Origin of the sequence: Algoriphagus sp., assembly GCF_039969895.1 — a bacterium.
Taxonomy (GTDB): Bacteria; Bacteroidota; Bacteroidia; order Cytophagales; family Cyclobacteriaceae; genus Algoriphagus.
Genome location: NZ_JBDVMZ010000014.1, coordinates 1 through 18,531, shown reverse-complemented (window position 1 = coordinate 18,531; position 18,531 = coordinate 1). Strand labels below are relative to the sequence as shown.

11 protein-coding genes are annotated in these 18,531 nt (G+C 40.9%); all 11 read left to right on the top strand.

Annotation, left to right across the window (positions count from 1 at the left end; genetic code table 11):
• The first annotated feature begins 25 nt into the window (after positions 1-25).
• The 11 genes from ABJH64_RS11485 to ABJH64_RS11435 all read left to right on the top strand — a co-directional run bounded on the left by ABJH64_RS11485 (position 26) and on the right by ABJH64_RS11435 (position 18,142).
• The gene (locus ABJH64_RS11485; protein ID WP_348276068.1) at positions 26-685 is read left to right on the top strand and encodes a hypothetical protein; all 660 of its coding nucleotides are present in this window, start codon (positions 26-28) and stop codon (positions 683-685) included.
• Positions 672-2,336 carry a S8 family serine peptidase gene (locus ABJH64_RS11480; RefSeq protein WP_348276069.1) on the top strand — a complete coding sequence of 555 codons (1,665 nt, stop codon included), beginning with the start codon at positions 672-674 and terminating at the stop codon, positions 2,334-2,336. Before ABJH64_RS11485 ends, ABJH64_RS11480 begins: the two co-directional genes overlap by 14 nt.
• Positions 2,337-2,386: 50 nt before the next feature.
• Entirely contained in the window at positions 2,387-3,046 is a 660-nt protein-coding gene (gene rpe, locus ABJH64_RS11475; protein ID WP_348276070.1) for a ribulose-phosphate 3-epimerase, read from the top strand.
• 113 nt (positions 3,047-3,159) lie between these two features.
• The gene (locus tag ABJH64_RS11470; protein ID WP_348276071.1) at positions 3,160-3,669 is read left to right on the top strand and encodes a hypothetical protein; all 510 of its coding nucleotides are present in this window, start codon (positions 3,160-3,162) and stop codon (positions 3,667-3,669) included.
• 94 nt (positions 3,670-3,763) lie between these two features.
• Positions 3,764-4,786 (top strand): hypothetical protein, encoded by a 1,023-nt coding sequence (locus tag ABJH64_RS11465; RefSeq protein WP_348276072.1) that lies wholly within the window; start codon positions 3,764-3,766, stop codon positions 4,784-4,786.
• Positions 4,787-4,882: 96 nt separating this feature from the next.
• On the top strand, positions 4,883-7,444 hold the full coding sequence (gene gyrA / locus ABJH64_RS11460) for a DNA gyrase subunit A (protein ID WP_348276073.1): 2,562 nt from the start codon (positions 4,883-4,885) through the stop codon (positions 7,442-7,444).
• Positions 7,445-7,471: 27 nt separating this feature from the next.
• Entirely contained in the window at positions 7,472-8,683 is a 1,212-nt protein-coding gene (locus ABJH64_RS11455; protein WP_348276074.1) for a tetratricopeptide repeat protein, read from the top strand.
• 157 nt (positions 8,684-8,840) lie between these two features.
• A complete protein-coding gene (locus ABJH64_RS11450) occupies positions 8,841-9,971 on the top strand; it encodes an acyloxyacyl hydrolase (RefSeq protein ID WP_348299591.1) in 1,131 nt (376 codons plus the stop codon).
• Between the two features lie 82 nt (positions 9,972-10,053).
• Positions 10,054-12,510 carry a PIG-L family deacetylase gene (locus ABJH64_RS11445; RefSeq protein WP_348276076.1) on the top strand — a complete coding sequence of 819 codons (2,457 nt, stop codon included), beginning with the start codon at positions 10,054-10,056 and terminating at the stop codon, positions 12,508-12,510.
• Between the two features lie 103 nt (positions 12,511-12,613).
• Positions 12,614-14,329, top strand: a complete 1,716-nt coding sequence (locus ABJH64_RS11440) for a sodium:solute symporter (RefSeq protein WP_348276077.1) — start codon at positions 12,614-12,616, stop codon at positions 14,327-14,329.
• A 267-nt stretch (positions 14,330-14,596) separates the two neighbouring features.
• Positions 14,597-18,142, top strand: a complete 3,546-nt coding sequence (locus ABJH64_RS11435) for a PAS domain S-box protein (protein ID WP_348276078.1) — start codon at positions 14,597-14,599, stop codon at positions 18,140-18,142.
• Positions 18,143-18,531 lie beyond the last annotated feature (389 nt).

Here is an 18,531-nt window from a genome sequence, read left to right as displayed (position 1 = left end):
GTATTTTTAGTCTTTGAACGGCACAATGAAGAAACTGCTACCCATTATTTTAGGATTTACACTGCTTCTTTTTTCCTCTTGCGATAGAGAAATAGAAGAAGAGCCAGTGGACTTGGGATATGATTACCAGCCGTTGGAAGTTGGGTTGTTTTGGATTTATGATGCGATGCAGATCACCTATTTCGGGGAAAATGATTCAGAGCAGGAATTTTTTTTCTTTAAGGATCGGATCAGGAGTTTTTATACTAACGAAGTGGGGGAGCAGGTTTTTATCGTCAGTCGTTCCAAATCACTGGATGAGATAACTTGGAACCCTGTTCTGGACTATACCATTATCCAAAGAGAGCAAGCGTTGGTGAGAACGATTGAAAATCAACCCTTGGTTCCTCTGGTTTTTCCACCTAAAGATGGAGTAGTTTGGAATGGAAATGCTTACCGAAGCGAAGTAGAAGATGAGTTCCAGTTGATCAAATCTGGAAACCTAGTTCGAATAGAACAGGAAAACAGTGATGACAAAGTGACCTATCGAGATATACGCTATGAAGTGTATGAAAAAGGCGTAGGTATGATAGAAAAGTATGAGGAAGTATTGACCTATTGCTCTAGGAATGATTGCTTAGGTGAAATGCTGATTGATTCAGGTATTAATCTTAAGATGATATTGACTGACTATGGAAAAGATTAAATTTTTAGCTTGCCTAATACTTGGGATAGTCTTTTCAGGTGAATTGATTGCACAGGATCGCTATGCTGTTTTTTATAAATACAAGCCTCAGGAAACCCTTTCTTTAGCTAGCCCGGGTGAATTTCTAAGTCAAAAAGCATTAGCACGAAGAAATAGGGAAGGTGTTGCTCCTGATAGTCTAGATCTTCCAGTGACTAAGAAATATGTAGATGCTGTCTATCAGAAGTCGAATTACATACTTTATTCAAGCAAGTGGTTCAATGCCACGATTTTGGTCACAGATGCTGCAAGTGCTGTGGAGATCGCTTCTCTGCCTTTTGTAGATAGAGTGGAGCTAGTTGCCAGAGGTTTTATCCCAAGTCCCAATGCACGGATTGGAAGAAGATTATTTGCATCAGTCACTCATAGCTATTGTCCTCCAGAAACAGCGAATGCCCGTGTATTGGCTACGGATGAGGAAGCGTACGACTTCCAGAATTCAATTCTTGGTATTGATAAAATGCATGAAGAAGGTTACACCGGAAAGGGTATAACAGTAGCGGTTTTTGATGCAGGTTTTCCAGGAGCAAATACGGCAAGCTCACTGGCTCACTTACAAAATCCGGGGAGAATACTAGGTACAAAAGATTTTGTGCGACCGTGGAATACCAATGTCTATACTGACAATCAGCACGGGACGAATGTGCTATCTCTGATCGCATCGAATGAACCAGGCAAAATGCTCGCTGGGGCTCCTGATGCCAACTATATACTGGCAATCACAGAGGAAGTGGCCACTGAATATTGGGTAGAGGAATACAATTGGGTGCGTGCAGCTGAGTATGCAGACAGTTTGGGCACAGATATAATCAATAGTTCGGTAGGATATTATGATTTTGATGATCCATCGATGACCTATACCTTAGCAGACATGGATGGTAAAACTACCATTATTGCGCGTGGTGCAGTGATTGCTGCCAGCAAAGGAATTTTGGTAGTGAATAGCGCGGGGAATTATGGGCCTCAACCTTCTACGTTATCTTCGCCTGCAGATGCTCCAGGCATTTTAGCAATAGGTTCTGTCAAAAAAGAGCTGGTGGTAGCGGGTTCAAGTTCGCGAGGACCGACAGGCGATGGACGTATCAAGCCAGACTTGGCCGCTTTAGGCGAAGGGGCTGTGCTCATTAGATCCAATGGACAAGTAGGTTTTGCAAATGGCACATCTTTCTCTGCTCCGCAAATCGCTGCGCTGGCGGCGGGACTTTGGGAAGCCAAGCCAGAATGGACAAAAGATAAATTGATTGAAGCGCTTTTGAATAGCGGCACCCAAGCCGATGATCCCGATAATCTATTGGGATATGGAATTCCAAATTTTCGTGATGCCCTATATGGAGAAATTTTGGCTGTAGAAGAGCCTGAGGAACCTCTCGCGTGGAAAGTTTATCCTAATCCAATCTTGGGCGATGAATTGTTTATTCATTTTGGGAATAGCCTGAGTGCTGAGTTTTCTCTGATCGATCTCAACGGGCGTTTGTTAGAAAGCAAATCCATCATTCGAGGATCAGTTAAGGAGCCTTTCAGGATTCTTTTGGAGGGAGTGAAGCCAGGGTTTTACATGATTCAGATGCAAGATCTTACTTTGATCAAGCAGAGTAAATTAATCCGCCATTAATCCTTTCATGCGGAGTTAGCCTCTGCTTTTACACTATTAAAATCAAAATAATGTCATTACTAATTGCCCCGTCTATTCTAGCAGCAGATTTTGCAAATCTTCAAAAAGAGGTGGAAATGCTAAACTCCTCAGCTGCGGATTATATTCATGTTGATATCATGGATGGGGTGTTTGTTCCGAATATCTCCTTCGGAATTCCTGTGACTGAGGCGATTCAAAAGCATGCACAGAAGCCATTGGATGTACATCTCATGATCGTAAATCCTGATAATTATCTGGAGGCTTTCAGAAAAGCAGGAGCGGAAATGATCTCAGTACACTATGAAGCCTGCACGCATTTGCACCGTACGTTACAAGCCATCACAGCGCTTGGGGCAAAAGCAGGAGTGGCTATTAATCCTCATACGCCGGTGGAATTATTGGCTGAAGTGATTCAGGATATTGATTTAGTATGTATGATGTCGGTGAATCCTGGTTTTGGGGGGCAAAAATTTATAGAAAACACCTATTCCAAAGTATCCCGATTGAAGGAGTTGATTTTAGCTAAAGGAGCTAAGACAAAAATTGAAATTGACGGAGGAGTGAATCTAGAGAATGCTCCAAAATTACAAGCCGCGGGTGCGGATATATTGGTTGCGGGAAGCTTTGTATTCAATTCTTCCGATCCAGCTCATACTATACAACAGCTCAAAGAGATTCCTCTTCTTTAGAATTTGGTCTTACCATTTATCATAAAATACCTTAAAATCGGCCTTTTTTTCTTGATTTTCTGGAGAGTTCGCTTTTTATTGAAGATTATACAGAAATTAAAATCACAATGTTTATGAAAAAAGTATTGCTTTTCGGAGCGTTATTCGCGTTCCTTGGTTTTGCTGCTTACGCACAGGATGAGGAGAAAGTCACAGATGAAGACTTGGCAAAATATGCAAATGTAGAGGTGACATTTGATAATTATGTGAATTCAAAGACTGAAGAATTGAAAGCGATGATATTGGAAAATGAGATTTTCCAGGGGGGCGCTAGATATAATGAGATTAAAGCGGCTTGGGGGGATGAAGCTAAAATGGCTGAAGCTAAAGTTACCGAAGAAGAAAAAACTGCTTTTATCGCCGTAAAAGATTTCCAGGAGTCGCTTCAAAGTGTGTTGAAAGAATATAAGACAGGCTTAATCATGGATGAGGAAATTTTGGGAGCAGGTACTTACAATAAAGTATTGGCAGCAACTAAAGCAGATCCGGCAGTTCAAGAGAAATTAGATACTATGATCGCTGAAATGAAAGCAAAGCAAGCAGCTGAAAAAGCCGATATCCCAGCTGAAACAGACGGTCAATAAGATTAAAATGAAGTTATTATGAAGATGCCTCCTAATTGGGAGGCATTTTTTTTTAATTTCACACCAAGAGTTTCAAGCCTTCGTTTAGAAAAGTATGAATTATAGACAGCTGCCCATCACCCTATTTCTATTTATTATTCTCACCGGTGCTTATGCCCAGGAAGAAGATATTTTTGGAATCTCCGAAAAAGCAAAAAGCCCTAAGAGTGAGTCAGGAATAGGGAATGTGGCTAGAAATGTGTTGGAAATGTTCAGTGTTGAACTTTCCGGAGGAGGTGCCTATCAGCAATTTGGAACAAGTTTTTACTCACCAAATCCAAGCCTTTACCCTTTTTCTCGCTACCAAAATCTGAATGGTGATCCCTTAGATATTTCTGAGGATAATCCCTTGGAAATGAAAGGTGGAGACTGGGTGTTTCCAAATTGGAACGGTGGAGTTCGGGTTAATTTGTTTAACCTACTGACTATAGGAGGAGGCTTCGGTCAGGAGTGGGGTAATCTCGCGCCCATGCAAGGCGGTGATTACCAGTTTGATTTCGAAGGAGCTACTTACCAAGCGGATAAGCTCTACGGAACTGTAGGTTTGGTTCTTTACGATGCGGCTCGAAGGAGATCATTTTTGAATTGGAGATATAGAAACTATTCTTCGTCCAATCTCTACATGCAGTCAGAACTTCGTCAGCGTGCTAGACAGAATTATCCTTGGAGGTTTATTTTAGAAGCAGAATTCGGGAAGTTGAATTTGAAAAAATCGTATGACCCGGCACTTGATGTTGGCCCGGATCCATACACGCCAAGATTAGCAGTGTCTGACAAGAATTATTACGGGTTGGGTTTACGAGTGGAGCGAGATTTCTCAGATTACACGAAGATTTTCATTAAAGGTGGAGCTGATTTCAGGAAGTTTACCTACGCATCTTCGGACTTTTCAGAGGTACAAGACCTTGATCAGCAGGTCTATGCAATGCAAGTAGGACTTGCAGTTCGGTTTCCGGGGACAAAACGGTGCAAAATTGCTGGATGCGGCGTAGTGATGAAGCACATGCACAACGGAATTGAGTATAGGGGAAGTGGTATTTTTAATTTTCAAGACAGGAAAATAGGGCAGTGGTATTAAAGTCTTGATTATCGTCTTTGGTGTTTGTAATCTCTTTTCAAAACCGGTCGCTTTTTACTATCTTGCAAGCTTAATCGACCCCGTGAATAGCATTATATGGCTCAAGGAGAAAACGAAAACATCATCCCCATTAATATTGAAGAGGAAATGCGTGGCGCCTACATCGATTATTCGATGTCGGTTATTGTTTCAAGAGCGCTTCCTGATGTCCGAGACGGACTAAAACCAGTACACCGAAGAATCCTATTTGGGATGCAGGAGCTGGGAGTTTTGCATAACAAACCTTATAAGAAATCTGCCAGAATCGTTGGTGAGGTACTCGGTAAGTATCACCCGCATGGTGACTCTGCAGTGTACGAGACCATGGTTCGTATGGCGCAGCCTTGGTCCTTGAGATATCCCCTGGTGGATGGTCAAGGTAACTTCGGGTCTGTAGATGGAGATAATCCAGCTGCGATGCGTTATACTGAAGCTAGACTAAAGCGAATTGCCGAGGAGCTTTTGGTGGATATCAACAAAGAGACGGTTGACTTTCAGTTCAACTTTGACGATTCTCTGAAGGAGCCGATTGTCTTGCCTGCCAAAGTACCAGCACTACTATTGAATGGAGCTTCAGGTATTGCCGTGGGTATGGCTACGAATATGGCTCCGCACAATCTAGGAGAAGTCATAGACGGGATAATCGCATACATAGACAATAATGAAATCACTGTTGAAGGATTGATGGAGCATATCGTTGCACCAGATTTTCCTACAGGTGGAATTATCTATGGGTACAATGGTGTAAAAGCTGCCTTCGAAACCGGGCGTGGTAGAGTGGTGATGCGAGGTAAAGCTAATGTGGAAACCAAAGACGGTGGAAGCAAAGAAATGATCGTTATCACAGAGATTCCTTATATGGTGAACAAAGCTAATATGGTGGAGAAAACCGCAGCTTTGATCAATGAAAAGAAAATAGAAGGTATCTCTGCCATCCGTGACGAGTCAGATCGCTCTGGGATGCGCATCGTATATGAGCTGAAGCGTGACGCGATTTCTAGTGTCGTCCTTAATAATCTTTATAAGCATACACAGCTACAGACTTCATTTTCAGTGAATAACGTCGCCTTGGTAAAAGGGAGGCCTCAAACATTGAATCTGAAAGATATGATCGTTCATTACGTCAATCACCGACACGAGGTAGTGATTCGTAGGACGGAATATGAGCTGAGAGAAGCAGAGAAAAGAGCGCATATTCTCCAAGGATATCTGATCGCTTTGGATCATTTGGATGAAGTTATTTCCTTGATCAGAAATTCTGCAGATCCTGAGACTGCAAGAAATGGTTTGATAGAGAGATTCGAATTGAGTGAAATTCAGGCAAGAGCTATTCTCGACATGAGATTGCAGCGCTTGACAGGAATGGAGCGTGAGAAGATCATCAATGAGTACAATGAGATCATGGCTTTGATCGAAGAACTCAAAGAAATCCTTGCAAACGAAGATAAGAGAATGGAAATCATCAAAGAAGAGCTTACAGAAATGAAGACTCGCTATGCTGATGACCGAAGAACTGAAATCGAGCATAATGCAGAAGATTTCAGCTATGAAGATATGATTCCAAATGAGGAAGTGATTATCACTGTTTCTCATGAAGGTTATGTGAAGCGTACCGCGCTTACCGAATATAGAACACAAGGCAGAGGTGGAGTTGGCTCACGTGGTGTGAGTACTAAGCAGGATGATTTTACAGAATATCTTTTCACTGCATCCACGCATAATTACCTCCTGATCTTTACCGACAAAGGGAAATTGTTCTGGTTGAAAACCTACGCAATTCCGGAAGGATCAAAGACTTCCAAAGGCAGACCAATTCAGAACCTAATCAGTATTGAACAAGACGATAAGATTCGTTCGATCATTCAGGTGGCTGATCTGAATGACCAAGATTACCTGAACAATCACTTCCTGGTGATGGTGACTAAGCGAGGTATTATTAAGAAAACTACCCTTGAACAGTATAGTCGCCCTAGAACAAACGGTATCATTGCACTGAATATTCGCGAGGATGACCAATTAGTCAATGTAGAAATGACCAATGGGAATCAGCATATCGTGATCGCTGTGAACTCTGGTAGAGCAATCCACTTCAATGAAACTGCAGTTAGGCCTATGGGACGTACAGCCACAGGCGTAAAAGCTATCAGGTTAAACGATGATAACGATTATGTGATTGGCATGGTATGTGCATCTGAAGAAAATGCGACGTTACTCGTAGTATCTGAAAAAGGATACGGTAAGCGCTCTAACCTCGATGAATATAGAATCACCAACAGAGGAGGTAAAGGAGTAAAAGCAATGAGTGTCACTGCGAAAACAGGCGCTCTTGTCGCAATCAAGGAAGTAGTTGAAACAGATGATTTGATGATTATCAACAAATCAGGTATCACCATTAGAATTTCCGTAGATGGACTTCGTGTAATGGGTAGAGCTACTCAAGGAGTTAGATTGATTAAAATAGGAGAGAATGACGAAATTTCTTCTGTAGAAAAAATATCAAAAGAAGAAGTAGAAGAGATAGAAGATGCCACAGTAATCACAGGAGAAAATACTGAGGATAACTCTTCTACTAGCGACTCAAAAGATTCCTCTGATGATGCAAGTGAAATTAAAGAATAACCAACCAAACAAGAAAAATACGCTAAAATGAAGAAGCTAATTCTATCAATGGCCTTGATCGGTGCAACGACCTTGGCTTTTGGACAAAAAAAGGTAGTCCGCTCTGCAGAGAAAAACTTTAAATCTGGAGATCTAACTGCTGCAATGGCTGATATAGAAGCCGCTAGTGCTGATCCAGAAACATCAGGTGATCCTGCAACTTACCTTCTAAAGGCCCAAATCGAGACCAAGATGTTTGGTTCGGATTCATCTAATACTGCATCTACTCTAGAAATCGGTGAGGCTGCATTGGCTACTTACAATAAGGCCTTTGAAATGGCTGGTAGCGATAAGGAAGCAGGAGTAGGCGAAGAAATTTACGCTGATGATATGCCAGGAGTTCCTGGCAACCTTCGTCCATACAATATCAATACGCTGAAAAACACCGCTTTTGACAAAGGAGGAGAAAGATACAATGCCGGTGATCTAGAAATGGCTTACGAATTCTTCAATCTTGCCGGTGATATAGATCTTTCTGATACTACTATTCATTACAATGCAGGCTTTATCGCTCAAGAAATTGGGAAATATGACGAGGCTAAAAAGCATTATGAGTACCTGCTCGATGTAGAGGATTACAATAAATTGACGGTTTATTATCTAATGGTTCAAATCATTAGTGGTGAAGATTCTGATCCAGAAGCTGCCTATGACATCATCATGCGCGGTAGAGAAGATTATCCTGAGGATAAAGTTTTGGCTGAATATGAGATTCAACTATTACTTCAGCTGAACAAAATGGATGAAGCAATGGCATCTATTCAGGAAGCATTGAAAAATGATCCTAACAATCCAGGGATTCTCTTGAGATCTGGATACTTGAAAGAGCAGGCTGGAGATATTGACGGAGCTTTAGCAGATTACAAAAAGTCAGTTGTTGCTGACCCAGAGTTTTATGATGGTAATTATTATACCGGAGCGCTTTTGATAGAGAAATCAAGAGAGATCGTAGTAGCAATCGGTGGTTTATCAGATGCAGAATGGGAGGCAAAAGCGAGCTCTATGACAGAGGAGGCTAATCTTTATTACAAAGAAGCAATCCCTTACTTCGAGAAAGCACTTGCGATCAGACCAGACAATACTGACATCATGGGTATTTTGTATCAAGTACACACCAGATTGCAGAATGAAGCTGAAGCTGAAAAATACAATAAGAAACTGGTGGAGCTGAAAGGTCCAAACTGGATGGATGGTAATTAATAGCCATCAATAAAAAATTGTGGAAGCCTCTGAATTTAACTTCAGAGGCTTTTTTATTTTAAAAGGTGAAACTTATACCCTAGGGAGATATGCTCAAAAAATGATTGTCAGCTTTTTACTTAAGTTTTATATTTGCCACTTGAAAAGTGAAATTGCGATGAGATTGAAATTGTTTCTGGCGGTAGTCTATGGTTTTTTTGGTTTAATGCCCTTCTTAGTCAATGCACAATCAGAAAAATTCATTGATATTTCTTACGATCGAGGCCCGATGATAGGGAATAATAAAGATTGGGCAGACGAACTCATTGACAAAATTGATTATGCCGGTGTAGATGTGAGATTTGGATGGAGAAGTAATCAAAACACTTATTATAATTACATCAATAGATTTCCTAGCTATGGCCTCGGATTCACCTCAGCCCTCAATTATTACTCCGAGATAGGTCGCCCCATGGGTATTTATGCCTTTGGGGAATTTCCTTTTGGGAAAATCAACGTTGATAGAAAGTGGAATTTCAGCTATTATTCCCAAGTGGGTATAGGCTTCAACATGAATCCCTACGATGCCGAAACCAATCCATTAAACCGCTTTGTAAGTACCGCAATCAATGCTCACATTCATTTCGGCATCAAGGCTGCGTATAGGTTGACCAACTCGCTTGAAGTATTTTCGTCTATTGGCACGAAGCATTACTCGAATGGCTCCATCAAAAAACCGAACGCTGGAGTAAATTTCGTTCCTATTGCATTAGGCCTGCGATTAAACTTGGATAACCAACCATTCAACCCCGGCTCAAAACCGGAATTTCCTCCTTTAGAGAAAAGAGGTTTTTGGAATATAGCGGCGTACACGGGGTTGAAAAGCTATGAAATTGGAGAAAAAGCTTATTTCCGTGGGGGTGTAGGTGTCAATTACCTCTGGGAAATATCCTATAAATATCGTGGTGGTATAGGCATAGATTGGTTTTATGGCGCAGGTGCTCATGAGCGTTTTCCTGATGAAAACATCTCTTTTACTGACGTCAATTCTTTTGCAGTGGTGGGATCATGGGAGTGGAAACTGACCGAAAAACTCTATATGCCTATTGCCTTTGGCGTATATTTAAGCAAAGCTGACCTCAACCAAGAAATTGCTGGTTTCTACGAGCGAATTGGCGTTCGCTATCGATTAACTGATCATGTATTCGCGGGCGTGCAAATAAAGGCACATGAGGCGAAAGCAGACTTTTTTGAATTCACTCTAGGATACACTATACCCGGAAAAGTGAGGAAAATTGTGAATCCTTAACTGCTTCTTTTTCCTTTAATCAAAAAGTATTTTTATTTCACTTCGGCTTACTCTAGCTTGTGGCTACAAATCGTGCCCAACTATGTCAAAACCTTTCTTTCTTAAAAGCATAGCTTTTTTTATCCTCTCGCTACCTAGTCTGATCTGTTTTTCACAATCTGTTCCTTCTTCAATTATTTATCACCAGCTTCAGCAACTGAAGGAAACTAAACGAGTGCTATATGTGGCTGCTCACCCCGACGACGAGAATACGCAGTTAATTGCGGCCTTAAGAAATGGGGAACATGTCGAGGTTGCGTATTTGAGCTTGACTAGGGGTGATGGGGGACAAAATTTAATTGGTAAGGAACTAGGAATTGAGCTAGGGCAAATCCGGACGCAAGAATTGTTGCAGGCACGTGCTACAGATGGAGGAAAGCAGTTTTTTACGCGCGCGATGGACTTTGGCTATTCCAAAAATCCTGACGAAACGCTTCAAAATTGGGATAAACAAAAAGTGCTCTCAGATGTGGTCTGGATAGTACGAAAATTTCGTCCGGACATTATTATCACTCGCTTTAATACGGAGCCAGGTGGAAATCACGGACATCACACCACTTCAGCGATTCTGGCAGAAGAGGCCTTTGACCTAGCTTCGAATCCATCGGTTTTTCCGGAGCAGTTGGACTATGTACAAACTTGGCAACCGAAGAGAATCTTTTGGAATTCCTACAATTTCGGAGGGGAATTCAAAGCCGACAAAAACGAGCAATATGCAGTGTTTAAAGTGGGAGAATTCAATAGTCTCCTAGGCCAAACTTATAGTCAAATCGCTGCTGATAGCCGTACCATGCACAAATCCCAAGGTTTTGGAGCTACTCCAAGAATTGGTGCAGCAGATGACAACCTTCAATTTATTAAAGGGGAACCCTTTAAGACCTCAGCATTTGAGGGAATTCCAAACCGATGGGCGCAACTAGAGGGAGGAAAGGAAATCGAGACTATGATTCAACGTGCAATTGATAAATTCAATTTTACTGAACCTGTAGTCAACTTAAATGCCCTTACTGATATTCGCTCGAAGCTTTTGCAACTAAACACTAAAGAAGCTTGGGTTGAAGAAAAGACAAAGAAAGTGGATGAGTTGATTTTTGAATTATTGGGATTGAAAATGGAGTTTGTGACTGATCAAGAACTTGGCTATGCGGGTGAAAAAATTCAAGCCAGGTTGGTAGTCAATAACCCTTCTGCTGTTTTGCTCACCGACGTTTCGTTGCAACTTTATGATACATACTATGTATCTGACAAGAAAAGCGTAACCAATAACGAACCTGCCCAAATTCCTGTGGAATTTACAATTGCAGACAACACACCTTTATCGCAACCCTATTGGTTAATCAATCCCGTAGTAGATGCGATCTATGACGTCGAAGAACAGCAAATGATTGGTAAACCCTTCAATGATTTGAAAATGGGTGGTGATTTGATGTTCAAAATCAACGGTCAGAATTTCAAAATAATCATTCCCCTGGAATACAAATACAATGATCAAGTAGATGGCGAGGTAAAGCAGCCGTTTACCATTGTACCGGAGATTGATCTGAACGTCTCTGACCAGAATGTCTTTTTGATCCCCGGTGTAGATCCAGTCGTTAGCATTTCTGTCAATTTCAATGGGGAAATGAAAAAAGGTAAATTGACTTTTAAAAACCTTCAGGAGTCAGAATTCGAAATTCTGGGAACTGAAGAGAATATCGCTCAGAAAAAGCGAATTTATCAGGTTTCTTTCAACTTGGATAAAAATGAAAAACGGGAAGTTATAGCTGAGTTTACTACTTCAGAAGGGAAACTTTATGACCAAATAACGCATAGAATTTCCTACAAACACATTCCAAACCTTACTTATTTTTCTCCGGCAGCTATCAATTTGATACAGGAGAACTGGAAAGTATCTGGGGCAAAAATTGGCTACATCATGGGAGCTGGGGACGATGTGCCAGCTGTGCTTACCTCCTTAGGTTATCAGGTGGACGGAATCATTGACTTTTCATTAGAAAATCTTTCCCAATACAAAAGCATAGTAGTTGGAATCAGAGCCTATAACACCAATACAGAACTAGCCGCAAACCAACAGAACCTGATGACGTATGTGGAGAACGGAGGAACTTTAGTAGTGCAATACAATGTGAGTCGTCCGCTTTTGATAGAGAATCTAGGTCCTTATCCATTTTCTATCAGTCGGGATCGGGTGACAGTAGAGAATTCACCTTTCGAAGCGGATTGGGAGCATCCAATTCTTGCTGAACCAAACCAAATCACCGTTGCGGATTTTGACGATTGGATTCAGGAAAGAGGATTGTATTTTGAATCTGATATCGCTCCTGAATATTCTACTCCGTTGTCTTTCCAAGATCCGGGAGAAGATCCCTTGAATGGCTCTCTGATCTATGCTAACTATGGTAAAGGAACCTACATCTATACAGGGATTTCATTCTTCAGAGAATTACCGGCGGGAGTTCCTGGCGCCACTAAATTATTTATAAACTTGATCGAGCAATAGTTTTGGAAGAGAAGCAGATTCGCTGGAAATATCTATACCTAGGGCTGATTGCAGCACTAGTATTACTCATGGCTCTATTTTATTGGCTTCAAATTGCTTACGCATGAGCACCTTAGATTGGGTAGTACTATTTGGCACACTGGCACTAATAGCCACCTACGGGATTTATAAAACCTATGGGCCAAAGAGCTTAGACTCCTACCTACGTGGTAAAAACTCCATGAATTGGTGGTCTATTGGTTTGTCAATTATGGCCACTCAAGCTTCAGCCATTACCTTTTTGAGCACTCCTGGCCAAGCTTACGAAGACGGAATGCGATTCATTCAGTTTTATTTTGGATTGCCTCTAGCGATGATTGTCATTTCGGTGGTTTTTATTCCCATCTATTACAAACTGAAAGTTTATACCGCATATGAGTTTTTGGAAAACCGATTTGATCTGAAAACGCGGACACTTGCCGCGCTGCTTTTTATTGTGCAGAGAGGATTGGCTGCGGGTATTACTATTTATGCACCAGCTATTATTCTGTCCACCTTGCTAGGCTGGAACCTCACCGCTACAAATATTCTAATCGGATCAGTAGTGATACTTTATACCGTCTCTGGCGGAACAGAGGCTGTTTCAATTACCCAAAAGCAACAAATGGCGGTAATGATGGGAGGTATGATTTTGGCAGGAATAATCGTGATTCAAATGCTCCCGATCTCCTTCCAAGAAGCCATGCATGTGGCTGGGAAAATGGACAAATTAAATATGATCAATTTGGAATTTGATATTTCAGATCGATACAATGTCTGGTCAGGGATGACTGCGGCAGTGTTTCTTTTTCTGTCCTATTTCGGCACTGATCAAAGCCAGGTTCAGCGCTATCTATCTGGTCAGACGCTCGCGCAAAGTAGGATGGGTTTGATCATGAATGGCTTCCTGAAGATCCCAATGCAGTTCATTATCCTGTTTATAGGAGTGATGGTTTTTGTTTTTTATCAATTCTTTTTACCTCCGGTAGTTTTCAATACCGTTCAAACTGACAAGCTCCGAGAGAGTGAATATGCCAGCGAATTTGAAGATTTGGAGACAGATTATGCTGCCAATTTCAAGCAAACTAAGACATCCTACCTAGAGATGCTTGAGGCTATCGAACAAAAGGATCTGAGTCGGGAAACTGAAATTCGTGAACGACTGAGCCAATTGAAATCTGAACAGCGTACGATTCGCGAAGAAGTCAAAGACCTCATAGTTACTAACGATCCTATTGCTGAGACTAGGGATACAGATTATGTGTTCATGCGCTTTGTGATGGATAACCTACCGAAGGGGATTATTGGGTTGCTCTTCGCGGTGATTTTCTCTGCGGCTATGTCTTCAACGGCTTCGGAACTGAATGCTTTGGGCTCTACTACTACCATAGATTTGTACAAGAGATCAATCAAAAAAGCAGCTAGCGATAAGCATTACTTAAAATCATCGAAGTTGTTTACCGCTTTCTGGGGAATCGGGGCTATTCTTTTCGCTACTTATGCATCGTTATTTGAGAATTTGATTCAGGCGGTGAATCTACTTGGTTCGCTGTTTTATGGAACTATTTTGGGCATATTCCTAGTCGCTTTCTTTATGAAATGGGTGAAAGGGCAAGCCGTGTTCCTCGCGGCACTGTTGTCACAAGGACTAGTTTTATTTGTTCACTTCAACAACGGAGATGTGACGGATGGAAACCTTTGGGACATTGGGTTCTTGTGGTACAATCCAATAGGTTGTTTAGCTGTTATGCTTTTTGCAGCCTTGATACAGCTACTTATTCCATCAAAAAATCCAGAGTAAAATTTTAATTCATGGTGGGAGGGATACCACTTATCAGTTGTGCCACATTTATTTTTGACGAGCTCATAGTATCCAGATTTTCAAAATAGATGACTAATTGCTTTATACTATGTACCAACTACATTTAAATACAGGCTTCTTCTATTTTGACATTAAATCGGCTATATGGAGGCTTTTTAAGTGAAAATATAATAATACCGCAATTTTTTGTTTATAAACTCAGATATCTAATTTGCGTAAGCTTAATTGTCTTTCCCAAGTTTATTTATGAGTAATCTTCCTTTGTTGGATAGTGATGTTTTCGAAAATTCCCTCTCTAGCTTTCAAAATTTCCACCCTAATCAAGACAGTTCATTCATCCGAATCAATCAATTAGTATCAATTTCATGTGGTACTGGGAAGTCGATAATCGCGGTGAGGGATTCGGAGATGCAATGGTATAGCGATGCAGTAGGGTTTACTTTTCAGGATGATTTACTTTTAAACTTAATCAAATTCATTGCTGTCCAATCTTCTGGGTTTTTTGAATATCAGGATATATCTAAATGTCAATTTCCTTCAAAAGTTAACTCGGTCCTTGCCAATCAAGCTATTGGATTTTTGGCAGGATTTCCGATTCGAAATGCAGCTAACGAGATAGTTGGATTTTTGGCTGTCTTGGACACAGATCCAGGGAAACTGGATGACGCTAAGAAAAAGGTGTTAGAATTGCTAGCAGAGGAAGCTGCAGCAGTTTTGAAAGAGAGAAAATACCTTCTTGAATTTAGCAATCTTGAGGTACTTTTTAATATATCCAATGATCTGATTTGTATAGCCGGTACAGATGGCTATTTCAAAAAAATCAACCCATCTTTCACAAAATTGCTGGGATGGACGTCTGAAGTATTATTGACCACCTCATTTTTTGAGCTTGTTCATCCGGATGATTTAGAAAAAACGCAACAAGAAATTCAAAAATTAGCCAAGGGAGATCCAACAGTAAACTTCTCTCACCGATTTCAGCATGAGAATGGAACCTATAAAATACTGGAATGGGTAGCCACTCCTGATGAAAGCACAGGTAAGCTTTATGCCATAGCTAGAGACATTACGGAGATAAGTATCAGAGATGCTGATCTTGCTCAGCGAGAGGAGAGACAGCGTATCTTTTTTGAGAATTCACAGGGATTCATGGGGACTCACGACCTGGATGGTAATTTTCTCACCGTGAATAGTTCTGGTGCTGCGATGCTCGGCTATACGGTAGAAGAGGTGTTGGGAATGAGTTTATATGATTTGATTCCTGAATCGCGACATGAAGCAGTAGGCGAATACCTGAAAGCTATAGAAGCAGAGGGGAAATTGAGTAGTCAAATGATCACTAAGCATAAGAATGGTGAGCGATTTATTTGGATGTTTAATAATGTGCTGGAGAAAAATAGTACGGGAGACGGTTATTATGTGATTGGTAATGCGATAGATATAACGAGTAGAGTGAGGCTAGAGGAGGATTTAAGGCAGACCAAATTGCTACTTGAAGAGACTGGTAGAATAGCCAGAGTGGGGGGATGGAACATTGACATGGAACACCAGAAAGTCACTTGGACTCCAATGACTAAGCTAATCCATGAAGTAGATTTGGATTATAAACCAGATGTGGCAACAGGTATTAATTTTTATAAAGAAGGGTCAAGCAGAGATACAATAATCAAAGCGCTTGAGTCTTCTGTCAATGAAGGGAAATCATGGGATTTGGAACTCCAGCTAGTTACTCATTTAGGAAATGAAATCTGGGTACGTGCCCTTGGGCATGCTGAATTCAAAAACGGAGTTTGCAAGCGCGTTTTTGGGACTTTTCAAGACATAGATGCCTCAAAAAAAGCGCAGCTTGAACTTGTGCGAACTAAGAAGCTTGCCGAAGAGGCGAGTGTCGCCAAGTCTGAGTTTTTGGCAAATATGAGTCATGAAATACGGACTCCCTTGAATGGAGTCATTGGTTTTACAGATTTGGTCTTGAAAACTGAGCTGAATGAAACCCAGCATCAGTATTTGTCCATTGTCAATCAATCAGGAAATGCCTTATTAAGTATTATCAACGATATTCTTGATTTCTCTAAAATAGAAGCAGGCAAATTGGAGCTGGACGTAGAGAAGTGCGATCTGTATGAGATTTGTTCACAAGCTACAGATATCATCACCTATCAAATCCAAAGCAAGGGATTGGAAATGCTTTTGAATATTTCCACGGAAATTCCACGCTTTGTTTATACAGATGCAGTTCGGTTAAAACAGATACTAGTCAACCTTCTGGGTAATGCCTCTAAATTTACTGAGAAGGGTGAAATAGAATTGAAAATAGAAATACTCGAAAACCTAGGTGAAGAGCATTGCATTCGTTTTTCAGTTAGAGATACAGGAATAGGGATCAGTCCTGACAAGCAGTCAAAAATCTTTGAAGCTTTCTCACAAGAAGACAGTTCTACTACCAAAAAGTATGGCGGAACAGGTCTTGGCCTGACTATTTCGAATAGTCTGCTGAGATTGATGGATAGCCGCTTGCATTTGCAAAGTTTTCCGGGTGAAGGCAGTGTCTTTTACTTTGATGTAAAGTTGAAAACAGAACAGGGAGACGCTATTGCTCTGACTGATCTGGATACGATCGGAAAAGTGTTAATTGTGGATGACAATGAAAACAATAGATTGATTGTCAGACAGATGCTATTGCTTAAAAATATTAAATCTGTAGAAGCGAAAAATGGTTTTGAAGCCTTGCAAGTCATGGCAAGTGGAGAACCATTTGATTTGATCTTGATGGATTACCATATGCCGTTTATGGATGGCCTGGAGACCATTAAGAAAATAAGAGAGAGTTTTCCGGTGGCAGAGCGAGAGTTGCCGATTATGTTACTGCACAGTTCTTCAGACGATCATAAAATCATTGAGAGCTGTAAGGCGCTTCATGTGAAGCATAGATTGATCAAACCTATCAAAATTCATGACTTCTTCCATGCGCTTTCAAAGGTGAACAATCCAGAGAGTAATCAGCAGGGTAAGATTGTGCGTGAGGTAGATGCACCATCCAGAGCATTCACGGTATTAGTTGCCGAAGATAATCTAGTTAATACTCTTTTAGCACGTACCATCATAAGGAAAATTGCTCCTAACGCGACTATAGTAGAAGTGAAGAATGGTCTAGAGGCTTTGGAGTTTTGTAAAAAAGAATTCCCAGACATCATTTTTATGGATGTCCAAATGCCTGAGATGAATGGTTATGAGGCTACAAAGAACATAAGGCTGTTAGAGCAAGATACCCATGTTCCTATCGTCGCCTTTACTGCGGGCAATGTCAAAGGCGAGCGGGAAAAATGTTTGTTTTCTGGAATGGATGATTTTGTGGTAAAGCCAATAGTGGAGGAAACTGTATTGACGGTATTGAATAAATGGCTTGGTCCTTCGGTGAACTCCAAGCGAGAAGATGAGGGAATAAAAGCCTCTCAGGTGGATTTTCATTATAATCCGTCCAAGCTGCAAAACTATACCGACCATGATCCTCAGGTCCTACAATCAATCCTGACAATAGTAAAATCTGAATTAGTGGAGACGTTGAGAACAGTGCGAAAGTTGATCGAAAGAGAAAATCTAAAACAGCTTAAAGAAGCTGGTCATAAGCTTTATGGTACGGCTAGTTCTGCAGGGATGAGCCTATTAGCTAAAATGGCGACTGAACTAGAACACTTAGACACTTTTGACGCTGAATATTTGAATTCTTTACTTGAAGAGTTGGAAGGAGAAATTACGCTTGTGTTGGATTTGATAGAAAGTAGAAGCTCTTGAAGTTTCAGCTTAAGTGAGAATTCAAAGTAAATAACCCGAGCAGTAGGTGTTGACTCAAAAAAATATCTCATTGAGATAGAAGTTAATACGAATTAATCCTGCAAAATTTTGGATCTACTTTTGCAAAGACGGATCAAAAACATACCTTTGCATCACTCAAAAACGGGGTAGTTGAAGAGAAGTCTAAGATGATCGTGTTGATGAGAAAAACGGAGTGGTAGTTCAGCTGGTTAGAATGCCTGTCCCGATACATCGGGAAGGTCTCAGGTTAGCATCCATCATTCCGCTTAGCATTGATGAAAAAGTTCATCAACTAGTGACAAATTAAACTATTGGAGTGGTAGGTCAGCTGGTTATAATGCCTGTCCCGATACATCGGGAAGGTCTCA

Coding starts and splice junctions, on each gene's coding strand:
- ABJH64_RS11465 (WP_348276072.1), top strand. CDS start 3,764: ATGAATTATAGACAGCTGCCCATCACCCTATTTCTATTTATTATTCTC.
- ABJH64_RS11440 (WP_348276077.1), top strand. CDS start 12,614: ATGAGCACCTTAGATTGGGTAGTACTATTTGGCACACTGGCACTAATA.
- ABJH64_RS11470 (WP_348276071.1), top strand. CDS start 3,160: ATGAAAAAAGTATTGCTTTTCGGAGCGTTATTCGCGTTCCTTGGTTTT.
- ABJH64_RS11480 (WP_348276069.1), top strand. CDS start 672: ATGGAAAAGATTAAATTTTTAGCTTGCCTAATACTTGGGATAGTCTTT.
- ABJH64_RS11485 (WP_348276068.1), top strand. CDS start 26: ATGAAGAAACTGCTACCCATTATTTTAGGATTTACACTGCTTCTTTTT.
- ABJH64_RS11435 (WP_348276078.1), top strand. CDS start 14,597: ATGAGTAATCTTCCTTTGTTGGATAGTGATGTTTTCGAAAATTCCCTC.
- ABJH64_RS11455 (WP_348276074.1), top strand. CDS start 7,472: ATGAAGAAGCTAATTCTATCAATGGCCTTGATCGGTGCAACGACCTTG.
- ABJH64_RS11445 (WP_348276076.1), top strand. CDS start 10,054: ATGTCAAAACCTTTCTTTCTTAAAAGCATAGCTTTTTTTATCCTCTCG.
- rpe (WP_348276070.1), top strand. CDS start 2,387: ATGTCATTACTAATTGCCCCGTCTATTCTAGCAGCAGATTTTGCAAAT.
- ABJH64_RS11450 (WP_348299591.1), top strand. CDS start 8,841: ATGAGATTGAAATTGTTTCTGGCGGTAGTCTATGGTTTTTTTGGTTTA.
- gyrA (WP_348276073.1), top strand. CDS start 4,883: ATGGCTCAAGGAGAAAACGAAAACATCATCCCCATTAATATTGAAGAG.